This window comes from Corynebacterium sp. NPDC060344 (assembly GCF_042725215.1).
Classification (GTDB): domain Bacteria; phylum Actinomycetota; class Actinomycetes; order Mycobacteriales; family Mycobacteriaceae; genus Corynebacterium.
In genome coordinates this window covers 223,227-238,132 of record NZ_JBHXCS010000001.1, presented here as the reverse complement: position 1 = coordinate 238,132, position 14,906 = coordinate 223,227, and the positions used below count along the sequence as shown (strand labels likewise).

General features: G+C 70.8%; 14 protein-coding genes. 11 read left to right on the top strand and 3 right to left on the bottom strand.

What is annotated here, in order from left to right; translation table 11 throughout:
• Positions 1-49: 49 nt before the first annotated feature.
• A complete protein-coding gene (locus tag ACFWGD_RS01085) occupies positions 50-1,069 on the bottom strand; it encodes an alpha/beta fold hydrolase (RefSeq protein ID WP_377776669.1) in 1,020 nt (339 codons plus the stop codon).
• A 116-nt stretch (positions 1,070-1,185) separates the two neighbouring features.
• Between ACFWGD_RS01085 and mqo the strand changes: the two genes are divergently transcribed.
• The 8 genes from mqo (at position 1,186) to cobA (ending at position 9,567) form a co-directional block, all read left to right on the top strand.
• Complete coding sequence (gene mqo, locus ACFWGD_RS01080; RefSeq protein WP_377776668.1) at positions 1,186-2,694, top strand: malate dehydrogenase (quinone); 1,509 nt, start codon at positions 1,186-1,188, stop codon at positions 2,692-2,694.
• 143 nt (positions 2,695-2,837) lie between these two features.
• Complete coding sequence (locus ACFWGD_RS01075) at positions 2,838-3,803, top strand: IS481 family transposase (RefSeq protein WP_377776656.1); 966 nt, start codon at positions 2,838-2,840, stop codon at positions 3,801-3,803.
• A 90-nt stretch (positions 3,804-3,893) separates the two neighbouring features.
• The gene (locus tag ACFWGD_RS01070) at positions 3,894-4,967 is read left to right on the top strand and encodes an ATP-binding protein (protein ID WP_377776667.1); all 1,074 of its coding nucleotides are present in this window, start codon (positions 3,894-3,896) and stop codon (positions 4,965-4,967) included.
• On the top strand, positions 4,936-5,736 hold the full coding sequence (locus ACFWGD_RS01065; protein ID WP_377777001.1) for a VWA domain-containing protein: 801 nt from the start codon (positions 4,936-4,938) through the stop codon (positions 5,734-5,736). The genes ACFWGD_RS01070 and ACFWGD_RS01065 overlap by 32 nt, the downstream gene beginning before the upstream one ends.
• Positions 5,737-5,756: 20 nt before the next feature.
• Complete coding sequence (locus ACFWGD_RS01060) at positions 5,757-6,410, top strand: hypothetical protein (RefSeq protein WP_377776666.1); 654 nt, start codon at positions 5,757-5,759, stop codon at positions 6,408-6,410.
• Positions 6,411-6,446: 36 nt separating this feature from the next.
• Complete coding sequence (gene cobO / locus ACFWGD_RS01055) at positions 6,447-7,067, top strand: cob(I)yrinic acid a,c-diamide adenosyltransferase (protein ID WP_377776665.1); 621 nt, start codon at positions 6,447-6,449, stop codon at positions 7,065-7,067.
• Positions 7,061-8,443 (top strand): cobyrinate a,c-diamide synthase, encoded by a 1,383-nt coding sequence (locus ACFWGD_RS01050; protein WP_377776664.1) that lies wholly within the window; start codon positions 7,061-7,063, stop codon positions 8,441-8,443. Before cobO ends, ACFWGD_RS01050 begins: the two co-directional genes overlap by 7 nt.
• 44 nt (positions 8,444-8,487) lie before the next feature.
• Entirely contained in the window at positions 8,488-9,567 is a 1,080-nt protein-coding gene (gene cobA, locus ACFWGD_RS01045; protein WP_377776663.1) for a uroporphyrinogen-III C-methyltransferase, read from the top strand.
• 9 nt (positions 9,568-9,576) lie between these two features.
• Here cobA and ACFWGD_RS01040 read toward each other — a convergent pair whose 3' ends face one another.
• Complete coding sequence (locus tag ACFWGD_RS01040; protein ID WP_377776662.1) at positions 9,577-10,320, bottom strand: YaaA family protein; 744 nt, start codon at positions 10,318-10,320, stop codon at positions 9,577-9,579.
• 100 nt (positions 10,321-10,420) lie between these two features.
• On the opposite strand from ACFWGD_RS01040, the gene ACFWGD_RS01035 reads away from it, so the two are divergent.
• The gene (locus ACFWGD_RS01035) at positions 10,421-12,178 is read left to right on the top strand and encodes a proline--tRNA ligase (RefSeq protein ID WP_377776661.1); all 1,758 of its coding nucleotides are present in this window, start codon (positions 10,421-10,423) and stop codon (positions 12,176-12,178) included.
• 24 nt (positions 12,179-12,202) lie between these two features.
• Here the strand turns inward: ACFWGD_RS01035 and ACFWGD_RS01030 are convergent, their stop codons facing one another.
• Positions 12,203-13,165 carry a DUF4439 domain-containing protein gene (locus ACFWGD_RS01030; RefSeq protein WP_377776660.1) on the bottom strand — a complete coding sequence of 321 codons (963 nt, stop codon included), beginning with the start codon at positions 13,163-13,165 and terminating at the stop codon, positions 12,203-12,205.
• A gap of 42 nt (positions 13,166-13,207) precedes the next feature.
• Here ACFWGD_RS01030 and rimP point away from each other — a divergent pair, with 42 nt between their 5' ends.
• On the top strand, positions 13,208-13,783 hold the full coding sequence (gene rimP / locus ACFWGD_RS01025) for a ribosome maturation factor RimP (protein ID WP_377776659.1): 576 nt from the start codon (positions 13,208-13,210) through the stop codon (positions 13,781-13,783).
• Positions 13,780-14,841, top strand: coding sequence for a transcription termination factor NusA (gene nusA, locus ACFWGD_RS01020; RefSeq protein ID WP_377776658.1), 1,062 nt, complete (start codon positions 13,780-13,782; stop codon positions 14,839-14,841). Before rimP ends, nusA begins: the two co-directional genes overlap by 4 nt.
• Positions 14,842-14,906 lie beyond the last annotated feature (65 nt).

Genomic DNA, 14,906 nt, shown 5'->3' with positions numbered 1-14,906 from the left:
CTCGGTGGACGGTGTTGATGTATCTCGTCTGAAAATCTTCGCGCGGGGCTCAGCGGCCGTTGACCGAATCGAAGAACAGGATCGTCTCCGACAGCGCGTGGCCGCGGGCGTGGTCCTTGGACAGGAACACGTCGTGCCGGGCGCCGGGGATGGCCCTGTTCCGGGCCCCACGACCCAGGCAACGCGTCCGCCGCGCGATCTGTTCCACGTCGAGCACCGCGTCGGCGGTGTCGATGGCCGGCGACCAGTCGGCGTTGACGGCGGAACGGTCCGAATGCAGCACCAGGCAGGGCACCCCGACCTCGATGCCGCGGTGCACGCGGCGCTGCGCAACCAGCACGGCATTGAGCCACGACCACGACTTCACGTGGCCCTCCACGGGCTTGAGGGTGACGTCGAAGTCCCAGTCGCCCTTGGCGCCCTTGTAGATCGACTGCCCGTAGCCGCCGAGCCCCTTGTCGGGGGTGAGGCGGTCGGGCGCGCGCCGCGCCATGACCTTCGCGGCCAGCTTGACGACGGCCCTCTGCATCCTCGGGTACTGCAGATCCAGCCAGGGGCTGTTGAGCACGGCGCCGGGGATCTTCGCGTGCATCACGGGATTGCGCTCGCGCAGGCCATCGAGCCACAGCGCGGCGACGAGACCGCCGGTGGAGTGGGCCAGCGGCGACAATCCGGGGTGGCCCTCTCCGAGGATGAGCGCCGCGGTGGCGTCCAGGTCGACGTCGTAAAGCGACATGTCCCGGACGTGGTGCCAGCGCTGTCCCTCGCGGCGCGACCGGCCGCACTTGCGCAGATCGACCGCGTAGAAGGCGTAGCCGGCGTCGTGGATGACGCGCGCGACGTGTTCGTGGAAGAAATAGTCGCTCATGCCATGCACCCACAGCACCGCGGGGCGGCGGGTGAAGTCCGCCCCCCGCTCCCCGGGGGGCGCGTACTTGATCACCGTGGCGACGACATCGCCCTCGCCATCGGGGTCCCGCCCCAGGTCGATGACGGTTTCGGGGAAATCGCCGCCGAGGATCCCGGGCGTCCATTCGGGGGTGGAACTGGTCTGCTCATGGAAGGTCACGGGCCTCAGCCTAGCGGCACTTTATGGGGGTGCACCCGGGGTTGTGACACAATGGATGGGAACAGTGTGTCAGTCCGGGGGACGTGCGTGCGCCGCCCGATTACCTAGCCAGAAGGATGTTGACCGCAGTGTCTGAAAACAATCTTCCCGCCACCGTCGGCGACGACGTCGACGTCGCCCTGATCGGTGCGGGCGTCATGAGCGCCACGCTCGGCGTGCTCCTCACCGAGCTGGAGCCGGGTTGGTCCCAGGTCATCTTCGAGCGCCTGGATCAGCCGGCCGAGGAGTCGTCCTCCCCGTGGAACAACGCCGGCACCGGCCACGCGGCGCTGTGCGAGCTCAACTACACGCCCGAGGCGAACAACGTGGTCAACGTTGACAAGGCGCTGAAGATCAACGAGCAGTTCCAGGTCTCCCGCCAGCTGTGGACCAACCTGGTCGAGGACGGCGTCATCACCGACCCGCGCGCGTTCATCAACGCGGTCGACCACACCACCTTCGCGCAGGGCGACGACCAGATGGCGTTCATGCGCCGCCGCTTCGAGGCCCTCAACGACGAGCCCCTGTTCCACGACCAGGAGCTCATCGAGGACCACGACCGCTTCGCCGAGTACCTGCCGCTGATGGCCGAGGGCCGCGACTTCTCCACCCCGGTCTCCGCGATCCGCAACCCCAACGGCACCGACGTCAACTTCGGCGCGCTGACCAAGCAGTACCTGGCGGCGCTGTCCGACCGCGGCACCGAGGTCCGCTACGGCCACGAGGTCAAGAACATCACCCGCGAGGGCTCCAAGTGGGTCATCACGGTGAAGAACACGCACACCGGCGACACCCGCACCGTGCGCGCGAACTTCGTGTTCGTCGGCGCCGGCGGCAACGCCCTGCCGCTGCTGCAGAAGGCCGGCATCCCGGAGATCAAGGGCTACGGCGGCTTCCCCGTGTCCGGCCAGTGGCTGCGCTGCACCAACGAGGAGCTCATCGCCAAGCACGACGCGAAGGTCTACGGCAAGGCGTCGGTGGGCACCCCGCCGATGTCCGTGCCGCACCTGGACACCCGCGTCATCGACGGCAAGAAGGGCCTGCTCTTCGGCCCCTACGCCGGCTGGACCCCGAAGTTCCTCAAGCAGGGCAAGCTGACGGACCTGCCGAAGTCGCTGCGCCCGCACAACCTGGCCACGCTGCTCGGCGTCGGCGTCCACGAGATGGGCCTGACCAAGTACCTGATCACCGAGGTCATCAAGAACCACGCCGCGCGCGTCGAGTCGCTGCGCGAGTACGTGCCCAACGCCCGCGACGAGGACTGGGAGATCGTCAACGCCGGCCAGCGCGTGCAGGTGATCAAGCCGGCCAAGGCGCCGAAGTTCGGCACCCTGGAGTTCGGCACGGCCGTCATCAACTCCGCGGACGGCTCCATCGCCGGCCTGATGGGCGCGTCCCCGGGCGCCTCCATCGCCCCGGCCGTGATGATCGAGCTGCTGGAGCGCTGCTTCGGAGACAAGATGAGCGCCTGGACCCCGAAGATCAAGGAGCTCGTGCCCTCCTACGGCACCAAGCTCTCCGATGATCCGGAGCTGTACAAGAAGGTCTGGGATGCCTCGCAGAAGGCCCTGAAGCTGGAGCGCTAGATGTTATGCCCCGGTAGGTTGCGAACGCTGCCTACCGGGGCATCACCACGTCAGGCGATTGCCCCGGCTGGATAGAACAAGGGAAGGCCGTCCCTGTGATTGTCTTGGGTTACCACACTCAAAGACACCAGAAACGACCTTCCATGACACACGCTAACGCACCACTGACCCCCACCGGGCGACTGCGCCTGGCCAAGCTCATCATCGACGATGGCTGGAGCTGCGCCCGCGCCGCCGAACGCTTCCAAGTCTCGGCCTCCACGGCCTACAAATGGTCCCGCCGTTACCGCGACGGACTGCCCATGACCGACCGGACCAGCAAGCCGGCCACCAGCCCGAACCAAACCCCACAGCGGACCGAACGCCGCATCATCAAATTGCGCCACACCCGACGCTGGGGTCCGGCCCGCATCGCCTTCCACCTGGGCATGGCCCCTTCCACGGTCCACCGCGTCCTGCGCCGCTACCGCATGCCGGCGCTGTCCTGCCTCGACCAGGCCACCGGACTTCCGATACGCCGGGCACCGGCCAACTCCTACGTCTACGACGTCCCCGGCGACATGGTCCACATGGACGTCAAAAAGCTCGGCCGCATCCCCGACGGCGGTGGCTGGCGCAAACTCGGCCGCGGAAACGACAAGACCAAGGGCCACTCCGGCGTCGGCTACGCCTGCCTGCACCACGTCGTCGACGACTGCTCCCGGCTGGCGTACTCGGAGATACTCGACGACGAGAAGAAGGACACCGTGGTGGGGTTTTGGCAGCGAGCCCGGACCTTCTTCGCCGGCTACGGCATCGCCATTAGCCGGGTGATGACCGACAACGGCTCGGCATACCGGTCGAAGTTGTTCAACAACGTGCTCGCCGCCGAGCAGGTCAAGCATGTGTTTACCCGTCCGTATCGGCCGCAGACCAATGGCAAGGTCGAGCGGTTCAACAGGACGTTGGCCGCTGAATGGGCCTATGCCGATACCTACGACGGTGAAGCCGCCCGTGCGCGGGTGTATCCGGGGTGGTTGCATCATTACAATCACCACCGACCCCATGGCGCACTGGGCGGCTCAACTCCCGCGGAAGTCGTTCACAACCTCACGGGACATAACAACTAGAGCCCGGCCGATCCGATCGGCGGCGGTGGGACCCATGGATTCATGGGGGCCACCGCCGCCGATTTTTCGTTGCACGGTATAAGTGACTGCATGTCTGCCTTCCCGGGTTTCCCGTTCGCCGCGATCGTCGGCCAGGATCGACTGCGGCTGGCGCTGCTGCTGACGGCGGTGTCGCCGGGCATCGGCGGCGTGGTGGTGCGGGGGGAGAAGGGCACGGCGAAGACCACCGCCGTGCGCGCGCTCGGCCCGCTGCTGCCGAAGGGCGCGGTCGTCGATCTGCCGCTCGGCGCGACCGAGGATCGGGTGGTGGGGTCCATCGACGTCGAGTCGGTGCTGACCACGGGCCACGCCGATTTCCGCCCCGGCCTGCTGTCGAAGGCCAATGGGGGCGTGCTCTACGTGGACGAGGTCAATCTCCTCGCGGACCATCTCGTCGACGTGCTGCTCGATGCCGCGTCGACCGGCCGCGTCACCGTCGAGCGCGATGGCGTCTCCCACGTCGAGGAGACGTCCTTCGTCCTCGTGGGCACCATGAACCCGGAGGAGGGCGAGCTGCGCCCGCAGCTGCTCGACCGTTTCGGCCTCGCCGTCGACGTCACCGCCTCTCGCGATCCGGAGGTGCGCGTGGAGATCATGCGTCGCCGCCTGGCCTACGAGGCCGATCCGCGCGCCTTCGCCGCCCGGTGGGCCGAGGCCGATGGCGACGTGCGCGACCGCCTCGCCCGTGCCCGGGCGCTGGTCGGCGAGATCCCGCTCGATGACGTGCATTTGGCCCGCATCGCGTCGCTGTGCGCCGATTTCGACGTCGACGGCATGCGTGCGGACCTGGTCATTGCCCGCACCGCCCGCGCCCACGCCGCGTGGCGAGGGGCCACGGAGATCGATTCCGAGGACATCCGCGTCGCCGCCGAGCTGGCTTTGCCGCATCGCCGCCGCCGCGATCCCTTCGATGAGCCAGGGGTCGACCAGCAGGATCTCGACGACGCCCTCGACCGCGCCGAGGACCGATACCCGGACGAACCGCAGGATGCGCCGGACTCACAGGATGCGCCGGACTCACTGGATGCGCCGGACGAGGGAGACGCGGAGTCGTCGCCAAGCGAGGGCCAGGCCCCGGCGCCGACGGGAGGTACTGTCCGGTTGGGCGATCCCTTTCGCAGCTAGGACGCTGCTTCTCGACGGCATCGGTGCCGGAGCCGACGGCCGCCGCGGGCGAGCGACGGGGCCCCGCGGGCGCGACATCCGCGCGGTGCGCGACGGCCGCGGCGTTCACGTTCCGGGGACGGTGCTGGCGGCGGCCGAGCGCGGCGCCGGCCTCGAAGGGGGAATGGTGTCGCTGACCGGCGCGGATCTGCGTGGCGCCGAGCGGGAGGGGCGCGAGTCGAACCTCATCGTGTTCCTCGTCGACGCCTCCGGGTCCATGGCCGCGCGCGATCGGTTGGAGGCCGTCACCGGGGCGGTGCAGTCGCTGCTTCGCGACGCCTACCAGCGGCGGGATCGCGTGGCCGTGGTGACGTTCCGCGGCGATGGCGCCACCGTGGAACTGCCGCCGACGAGGTCGACGGTGGCCGCGAGCAGACGGCTCGATGATGTGCGCACGGGCGGGCGGACGCCGTTGGCCTCGGGGCTGGAGACCGCGCGGAAGCTGATCGAACGCGAGCACCGGCGGGATCCGTCGCGGCGGGCGATGCTCGTGGTGCTGTCCGATGGGCGCGCGACGGCCGCCGGCGGCCGGGACACAGCGGCGGCGGCCGCCGACGCGATCCGGCGCAGGGGAGTGGCGGGGTCGATCGTCGTCGACTGCGAATCCGGGCGCGTCCGGTTGGGGCTGGCCCGGGAATTGGCCAACCACCTCGGGGCGCCGTGCCTGCGCATCGAGGAGCTCAGCGCGGACGCGGTCGCCGGCGTGGTGAGGGCGGCCGTGGGGGCGTGACCGGCGGTAGCCTCATGTGCATGACCCGCCCCGACGCCGCCGCCCCCGACACCGTGTCCGTCAACGTCATCGAGATCAGCATTTTCGCCGAACGCTGGCGCGCCGATCTCTTGCTCGGGCGCCTCGCGCTGGCCATCGGTGCACGGCTCGGCGCGGTGGACGCCGGCTTCAGCGTCGCCGACGTCGAACCCGGCGGCGACGAGGACGAATGGGGCCTGGCTGACCAGTGGCGCCAACTCAACGGAGACGCCGAGCCGCCCGCGGACAAGGCCGAATTCACGGTCACCGCGTGGTTCACCGGTGAACTTGCGGGTGCGGGCGCCGGGGACTCCGACGCCGACACCGCCGACGAGGACGAATCGCTGGCGATCATCCTCGACGCGCTCGACGGACTGGCGCAGGCCGGCACGGGCGAGACGGAACTCGACTACGACGGCGTCAATCCGGACCACGTGCCCTTCGGCGACACGAGGTACGCGATCGATTTGCCGCGCGCCACCGTCGCAAAGCATGCGGGCAACGACCCGGAGGTGGCCGCGGCGATCGGGAGGCTCAGGGGCCTCGTCGCCGCGGTGCGCGGCCCCGCGCCCGAGGTCACCAGCGTCCAGGTGCGCACCCGCGGCGCGTTCGACGAGGCGCGCAGCCGTTGGATGGACGAGCAGGGGCGGGCGTAGCGGCCGGGGTACTTCGCCCCCGCTAATATGTCGGGCATGGCACAGGGACAGGTTGATCCGAAGAACATCCCCGACGACGGGCTGACGACGCGCCAGCGCCGCCAGCTGCCCATCACCGCGGTCCACACCGGCCACGGCAAGGGCAAGTCGACCGCGGCGTTCGGCATGGCGCTGCGGGCGTGGAACCAGGGGCTGGACATCGGCGTCTTCCAGTTCGTGAAGTCCGCCAAATGGAAGGTCGGCGAGGAGTCCGTGTTCAAGCGCCTCGGCGAGCTCCACGACGACACCGGCGAGGGCGGCCCCGTGCAGTGGCACAAGATGGGCGAGGGCTGGTCGTGGTCGCGCAAGCGCGGCTCCGAGGAGGACCACGCCCGCGACGCCGCCGAGGGCTGGGCGGAGATCAAGCGCCGCCTGGCCGCCGAAGAACATGACTTTTACGTCCTCGACGAGTTCACCTACCCGATCAAGTGGGGCTGGGTCGACGCCGCCGACGTCGCCGAGACGCTGGCGAATCGCCCGGGCCGCCAGCACGTGGTCATCACCGGCCGCGACGCCGACCCGCGCATCCTCGAGGTCGCGGACCTGGTCACCGAGATGACCAAGCACAAGCACCCGATGGACGCCGGACGCAAGGGCCAGAAGGGCATCGAGTGGTAGACGGCTGCGCACCCGGCGTCGTCATCGCGGCGCCGGCATCGGGCACCGGCAAGACGACCATCGCCACCGGCCTCATCGCCGCCCTGGCCCGCCGCCGCTCGGTCGCCCCGTTCAAGGTCGGCCCCGACTACATCGACCCCGGCTACCACGCCATCGCGGCCGGCCGCCCGGGCCGCAACCTGGATTCGGTCATGTGCGGCACGGGCCTGATCGGCCAGTTGTACGCCCACGGCTCGGCGGGGCTGGACATCGGCATCGTCGAGGGCGTCATGGGGCTTTTCGACGGCCGGATCGGCGGCGATCCCCTCGACGCCAGCGCGTCGACCGCCGAGGTCGCCCGCCTGTTGGGCATGCCGGTCATCCTCGTCGTCGACGCCCGCCACATGAGCCAGTCCGCGTCGGCGCTGGTGCACGGGTTCGCGACGATGGACGACCGCGTGCACGTCGCCGGGGCGATCATCAACCGCGTCGGCTCCGACCGGCACGAGGCCGTCGTCCGCGACGCCATCGAGGCCGTCGGGGTGCCGGTGCTCGGCGCGATCCCGCGCGTCGACGGCATCGAGGTCCCGTCGCGCCACCTCGGCCTGGTCACCGCGGCCGAAGGGGGACAAGAGGCCCGCGATGCGGTGGCGATGATGGCCGACCTGGTGGAAAGGCACGTCGATCTCGATGCCGTGGCCACCCTGGCCAACGTGCGCTCCGGGTTCGAGGCGTGGGATCCGGCGCAGGTCATCGGCGCCGGGACGTCGCAAAGCGGCCCCCGCATCGCGCTGGCCGGCGGGCCCGCGTTCACCTTCGCCTACGCCGAGCACGCGGAACTGCTGGCCGCCGCCGGCGCGCGCGTGGAGGTCTTCGACCCGCTCGTCGACGACCTGCCCGCCGCCGATGGCCTGGTGGTGCCCGGCGGCTTCCCCGAGGAGCATGCCGCGGACCTGGCCGCCCGCGACGACCTCGCCGCCGGCGTGCGCGCGATGGTCGCCGACGGCGCCGCCGTGCACGCCGAATGCGCCGGGCTGCTGTGGCTGCTGGAATCGCTGGGCGGGCACCGGATGTGCGGCGTCATCCCCGGGTCGGCGTCGATGGGCCGGCTGAGCCTGGGCTACCGCACGGCGACGATGCTGTCGGGCTCCGCGCTGGGCCCGGCCGGTAGCCGGGTGACGGGCCACGAGTTCCACAAGACCCGCCTCGACGAGGGCACCGCCGCCGCGGCCCACGACGCCGGATGGACGCCCGCGTGGGGCTGGCGCGGCTGGGGCGGCGATGCGGTCACCGAGGGATTCGTCTCGCCCGATGGCCGCGTCCACGCGTCGTACCTGCACGTTCACCCCGCGGGTGCGCCGTCGGTGCTGCGGTCCTTCGTCGATTCCTGCCGCTGAGGGCCGGTGCGCGGGATCGCCCGCTCGGGCGATAAGATCCCATCATGACTTTGATGTTGAAGGGCAGCCGCGTTCTCGTCGTCGGAGCATCGACCACCGCCGAGCGCGTCATCCCCGGCCTGGTCGACGCCGGCGCCGAGGTCATCGTGTGCGAGGGCGGCGAGATCTCGCCCGGTATCGAGGGATGGGCCGAGCGCGGCCGCATCCAGCTGTGGCGCACGCCCTTCACCCCGGCGATGCTGTGGGGCAAGCGGATGGTCGTGGTCACCGACCCGGATCTGCTGCGCGAGGTCCTGGTCCAGTCCAACCTGCACGGCGTCCTCGTCGACGACGCCACCGACGGCGCCGCCCAGCACGCGCAGGAATTCAAGGGCCGCCGCGCCTCCCGCGCCGGCCACCTGGCGGGCACGGTTGCCCTCGTCGGCGGTGGCCCGGGTGATCCGGACCTGATCACGGTCGAGGGCCGCCGGCTGCTGAGGCTTGCCGACGTCGTGCTCACCGACCACCTCGGCCCGCTGTCGCTGCTCGGCGAGCTGGACCTCGACGTGGAGATCATCGACGCCGCCAAGCTGCCCTACGGCCGGGCGATGGCGCAGGAGCGCATCAACGAGCTGCTCATCGACCGGGCACGGCAGGGGCTGTTCGTCGTGCGCCTCAAGGGCGGCGACCCGTACCTGTTCGGCCGCGGCTTCGAAGAGCTCGTGGCACTGCGCGACGCCGGCGTGCCCGTCACCGAGGTCCCCGGCATCACGTCGGCGATCTCCGTTCCCGCCGCCGCCGGCATCCCCGTCACGCAGCGCGGCGTCAACCACGACTTCACCGTCGTGTCCGGCCACGTGCCGCCGGGCCACCCGACGTCGCTGGTCAACTGGGAGGCGCTGGGGCAGCTCAAGGGCACGCTGGTGGTGATCATGGGCGTGAAGAACGGCCCGAAGATCGCCGAGGCCCTCGTCGCCGCCGGTCGCTCGGCGGATACTCCCGCGGCGATCATCCAGGAGGGCACCACCGAGAACCAGCGCGTGCTGCACTGCGACCTGGGCACCCTCGGCGAGACCATCGTCGACCGGGAGGTCAAGCCCCCGGCCGTCATGGTCATCGGCGACGTCGCGGCGCTCGGCCGCTAGCCGCCGCCCCTACTGCGGCGGCACCGTGATGGTGATCCCGCCGTCTGCGGTCGCCGCATCCAATCCCGCGGCGCGGGCGACGGCGATGGCGTCGTCAAGCGAAGCCACCTCGCCCCCGGCCTGCGACAACGCGCGCGCGAGCAGGCCCTTGTGGTGCTTGTTGAAGTGCGACACGACCTTGCCCTCGGTGGTGAGCACCGTGGCGGTCACCGCCCCGGGGACCTTGCCCAGGTTCATGTAGGTGCCGGAGCGGAGATCGACGATGAGGCCGTGGTCGCCGTCGGCCAGCGCCGCGGTGATGGCCTTGCCCCAGCGGGCGCGCATGGTCGGGGCGGCGGCCGACGGTGCGCCGGAGCGCGGGAGCTTCGACCCGCCGGACAGGCGGTATTTGGGGATCATGTCCTCGCCGCCCACGACGCCGAACAGCGCCGAACCGACGGCCAGGCGGCCACGGGCTGCGGGGGAGAGGGATGCGGCGCCGAGGGCGTCGAAAAGCACTCCCGTGTACCGGTCCAGGGCCGGCATCGTCGGGGAGGTGAGCAGCGCCGCGTTGGCGTCGACCTCGTCGGCGAGCTTCGGGCCCAGCTTCAGCGCCGTCATCGCCGCATCGCGGTCGGCGGCCAGCGCCACCAGGTCCTCGGCGATCTCGCTGCGGATGCCCGTCAACTCGGGCCAGGACAGACCCTCCAGGTCCACGGGGGCACCGGAACCCCCGGTCGACTTGGTCTCCGACGGCGGCAGAAGAATCAGCATGGGCACCGACTTTATCGGCCCCGATTTCGGCGCGGACGTCGGGCGACGCAAACGCCGCCCGGTGCCCGACGAGTGGGGGTGCGACCGGTAGAGTGGCCGCATGATCACGCGTATGTCTCGGCTGTTCCTGCGCACCCTGCGGGACGACCCGGCTGATGCCGAAGTGCCCAGCCACAAGCTCCTCGTCCGCGCCGGCTACATCCGGCGCCACGCCCCCGGCATCTACTCCTGGCTGCCGCTGGGACTGAAGGTGCTGCGCAACATCGAGACCGTCGTCCGCGAGGAAATGGACGGCATCGGCGCGCAGGAGATCTCGTTCCCGGCGCTGCTGCCGCGCGAGCCCTACGAGAAGTCCAACCGCTGGACCGAGTACGGCGACGACCTGTTCCGCCTGCAGGACCGCCGCAAGGGCGACTACCTCCTCGGCCCGACGCACGAGGAAATGTTCGCGCTGGCCGTGAAGGACCTGTACAACTCCTACAAGGATTTCCCGGTCACGCTGTACCAGATCCAGAACAAGTACCGCGACGAGGCGCGCCCGCGCGCGGGCATCATGCGCGGCCGCGAGTTCATCATGAAGGACTCGTACTCCTTCAACATGGACGACGCCGGCCTCGACGAGTCGTACCAGCTCCACCGCGGCGCCTACCAGCGCATCTTCGACCGCCTCGGCCTCGAGTACGTCATCTGCTCGGCGACGTCGGGCGCCATGGGCGGGTCGGCCTCCGAAGAGTTCCTCGCCGTGGCGCCGTCGGGCGAGGACACGTTCGTGCGCTCCACCGCCTCCGATTACGCCGCCAACGTCGAGGCCGTGATCACCCCGGCCCCGCCGGCCCAGCCCATCGAGGGCAAGCCGGAGGCCGTGGTCCACGAGACCCCCGACGCCACCACCATCGACGCCCTCGTCGAGTGGGCCAACTCCGACGCCGCCGGCCTGGGCCGCGAAGTCACCGCGTCCGACACGCTCAAGTGCGTCATGGTCGCCATCCGCCAGCCGGGCGGCGAGTGGGAGCTCGCGGGCATCGGCGTGCCGGGCGACCGCGAGGTGGACATGAAGCGCGTCGAGGCGGGCCTGGCCCCGGCCGAGGTGCGCCTGTTGGAGGACAAGGACTTCGCCAAGAACCCGTTCCTGGTCAAGGGCTACATCGGTCCGCGCGGCCTGGCCGCCAACGAGGTCCCGCTGCACGTCGACCCCCGCGTCGTCGAGGGCACCGCGTGGATCACCGGCGCCGACGAGCCGAACCGCCACGTCGTCGACCTCGTCGTCGGCCGCGATTTCCAGCCGGCCGGCACCATCGAGGCCGCGGAGGTCCGCGAGGGCGATGCGGCCCCCGATGGCGAGGGCACGCTGACGCTGCAGCGCGGCATCGAGATCGGCCACATCTTCCAGCTCGGCCGCAAGTACACCGACGCCTTCGAGGTCGACATCCTCGACGAGGGCGGCAAGCGCTCCCGCCCGACCATGGGCTCCTACGGCATCGGCGTCTCGCGCCTGGTCGCGGTGGTCGCGGAGCAGCTTCACGACGACCGCGGCCTGCGCTGGCCGGCGTCGATCGCGCCGTTCCAGGCCCACGTGGTCATCGCCAACAAGGACGCCGCAGCCGCCGAGGCCGCCGAGAAGCTCGCCGGGGAGCTCGACGCCGCGGGCGTGTCCGTGCTATTCGACGACCGCCCGAAGGTGAGCCCCGGCGTGAAGTTCAAGGACTCCGAGCTGCTGGGCATGCCCGTCGTGGTCGTCGTCGGCCGCGGCTTCGCCGACCACAAGGTGGAGCTGCGCGACCGCATCGGCGGCGAGACCTCCGAGATCGACTACGACGATGCCATCGGCACGGTGCTGGACCTGATCAAGAAGGCCTGATCAACGAGGGCCGAGCAAGAAGGCCTAACCCGGCAGGCCCGGCAGCGCGGCGGCACCGTCGCCGCGGAAGACCGAGCCACCGGCGTGGCACATGCCCGCCGCGTGCAGCGCGAACGCGCGTGCGGCGGGCTTCTTTGCGTCCAGGAGCGCCTGCCGCCACGCCTGCGCGCACGAATCCTCCAGGGCGGCGGCGAAACCGGCGGCGTCGGACTCGGGGTCCGGCGCGCCGTCGACGACCGCGTAGCCCGGTTCAGCCACGGGCACGTCCGCCCCGGCGTCTTCGACGAGCGAAATGACGCGGTCGCGCAGCATGCGGTGCCGATCGGCGCTGGTGGCCGTCGACTGGCGCAGCTCTCCGCCGATGCGCGGGGCGGCCACGCCCATGCCGTAGATCAGCGCGTACTCGGCGATGAGGGCGTCGGCGAAGGGGGCGGCGTCGTCGGCGTCGAGCACTCCGTCTTCTTCGTTGTCCCCGCCACCCGCGAGCTCCGGCACCAGATCCGCCCACTCGGTGCCCAGACCACGCAGTGCGAGCACGATGCCGCCATCGACCGCGGAGACGAGCGCGGCCTCATACGGATCCTGGAGCGCACGGCCCGAACCGAGGGCGTCGTAAAGCAGCCCGGAACCCCTCGACTCCGCCAGCACCGCCACCGGCTCCGACGGGGACGGCGCGGCCGGCAGGGGAGACGGCGCGGCGACGCACTCCTCCGGCGAGGACCCGTCCTCGAGGACGCCGCATGACCGCGACACCTCCGCGGCCAGGGCGTCGGCCTGGGCGGCGCGGGTCTCGGCGGCGCTCGACGCGGCATCGCCGAGCACGTCGGCGTCACGAAGCGCAAGTGCCCACGCGGCCTCCACCACGGGGTCCGCCGACGGCGCGGTGATGGGCGCGCATCCCGCGGCGGCCAGGGCCAGGGCACCGCCGGCGCCGGCGGCACCGACGAGGAATGCACGGCGGGGCAGGGGAGCAGTCGGGTCGATCACGCGTCCATCGTGCCACGATCGCCGGTGGTTAGAATGCACCGCATGGCCTTTCCCCCCGCAGAAGCAATCGCAGACGTCATCCGCCCCGCAGCCGCCGCCCACGGCCTCGACATCGAGGACGTGAAGGTCACCGGCGCGGGCCGCAAGTCGCAGGTCACCGTGCTCGTCGACGGCGACGACGCCCCCGACCTCGGCGCCATCGAGGCCGTGACGCGGGACATCTCCGCCGCGCTCGACGACGCCGAGGCCGCCCGCACGATCCGCTTCGGTGAGCTGGAGTACACCCTCGAGGTCAGCACTCCCGGCGTGGAGGCTCCGCTCGCCGCCCCGCGCCATTGGCGCCGCAACCGCAACCGCCTCGTGCGCATCCGGCTCGCCGACGGCGGGCAGGTCGTCGGCCGCATCGGTGCGCTTGACGACGATGGCGGGCGCGTGATCATCGTCACCTCCACCGGGCCGAAGGGCCGGCCCAAGGCCACCGGAGCCGTGCTCGAGTTGGCCTCGGTGGAGCAGGCGGTGGTAGAAATTGAGTTCTCTAAAGCACCGGCCGTCGAGCTCGACCTGGCCGGACTGGATTTCGACGATGCCGCGACGCGGCTGGAGGAACTGGACAAGTGAAGATCGAACTCGCCGCCCTGCGCACCCTGGAAAAGGAGCGGGGCATCCCCTTCGGCGAAATGATGGGCCTGCTCGGCCGATCGCTGCGGGAGGCCTATCGGGGCACCGACTCGCCGGCGCAGTACGCGCGGGTCGACATCGACTACGACACCGGCGAGGTCACGGTCTTCGCCCAGGAGCGCGACGAAGAGGGCAACCTCGTCGCCGAGTGGGACGACACCCCCGAGGATTTCGGGCGCATCGCCGCCTACCCCGTGCGCCAGACCATCCTCCAGCGCCTGCGCGACGCCGAGAGCGACAAGGTTTTCGGCGAGTTCGCCGACCTGGAGAACCAGGTCATCTCCGGCGTCGTCCAGCGCGACGTCCGCGCCAACGACAAGGGCATCATCGTCGTCCACATCGGCTCCGAGGCCCACGGCCGCGACGGCATCCTCCTGCCCGCCGAGCAGCTGCCGGGCGAGACCCTGGAGCACGGCGACCGCACCAAGTGCTACGTCGTCGGCGTGAACAAGACCCCGCGCGGCGTCGCCATCAACCTCTCGCGCACCCACCCCGAACTCGTGCGCAAGCTCTTCGAGCTCGAGGTCCCCGAGGTCGCCGACGGCGCCGTCGAGCTGGTGTCCATCGCCCGAGAGGCCGGCCACCGCTCCAAGGTCGCCGTGCAGCCCACCGTCAAGGGCCTCAACGCCAAGGGCGCCTGCATCGGACCGCGCGGCCAGCGCGTCAGCGCCATCATGAACGAGCTCGGCGGCGAGAAGATCGACATCATCGACTTCGACGAGGACCCGGCGAAGTTCGTGGGCAACGCCCTGGCCCCGGCCAAGGTGGTCAAGGTCGAGGTGCTCGACGAAGAGGAGCGCCAGGCCCGCGTCGTCGTGCCGGACTACCAGCTGTCGCTGGCCATCGGCCGCGAAGGCCAGAACGCGCGCCTCGCCGCCCGCCTGACCGGCTGGCGCATCGACATCCACTCGGATGCCGAAGTCCCCGAGCAGACCGACGGGCCCGCCGCCGGATCGGCCACCGACTTCACCGCCGCCCCCGGCGCCGCGGGCGAATAGGGGGCCGGCGGGCCGTCGCAAAGCATCCGCATCCGCCGCGCCGAAACCACGGGGTTGGGATTCGG

Bases quoted from the DNA above. Each gene is read 5' to 3' on its own strand.
- ACFWGD_RS01070 (WP_377776667.1), top strand. From the start codon at position 3,894: ATGTCTGCCTTCCCGGGTTTCCCGTTCGCCGCGATCGTCGGCCAGGAT.
- cobO (WP_377776665.1), top strand. From the start codon at position 6,447: ATGGCACAGGGACAGGTTGATCCGAAGAACATCCCCGACGACGGGCTG.
- ACFWGD_RS01040 (WP_377776662.1), bottom strand. From the start codon at position 10,320: ATGCTGATTCTTCTGCCGCCGTCGGAGACCAAGTCGACCGGGGGTTCC.
- ACFWGD_RS01035 (WP_377776661.1), top strand. From the start codon at position 10,421: ATGATCACGCGTATGTCTCGGCTGTTCCTGCGCACCCTGCGGGACGAC.
- mqo (WP_377776668.1), top strand. From the start codon at position 1,186: ATGTTGACCGCAGTGTCTGAAAACAATCTTCCCGCCACCGTCGGCGAC.
- ACFWGD_RS01075 (WP_377776656.1), top strand. From the start codon at position 2,838: ATGACACACGCTAACGCACCACTGACCCCCACCGGGCGACTGCGCCTG.
- rimP (WP_377776659.1), top strand. From the start codon at position 13,208: ATGGCCTTTCCCCCCGCAGAAGCAATCGCAGACGTCATCCGCCCCGCA.
- ACFWGD_RS01060 (WP_377776666.1), top strand. From the start codon at position 5,757: ATGACCCGCCCCGACGCCGCCGCCCCCGACACCGTGTCCGTCAACGTC.
- cobA (WP_377776663.1), top strand. From the start codon at position 8,488: ATGACTTTGATGTTGAAGGGCAGCCGCGTTCTCGTCGTCGGAGCATCG.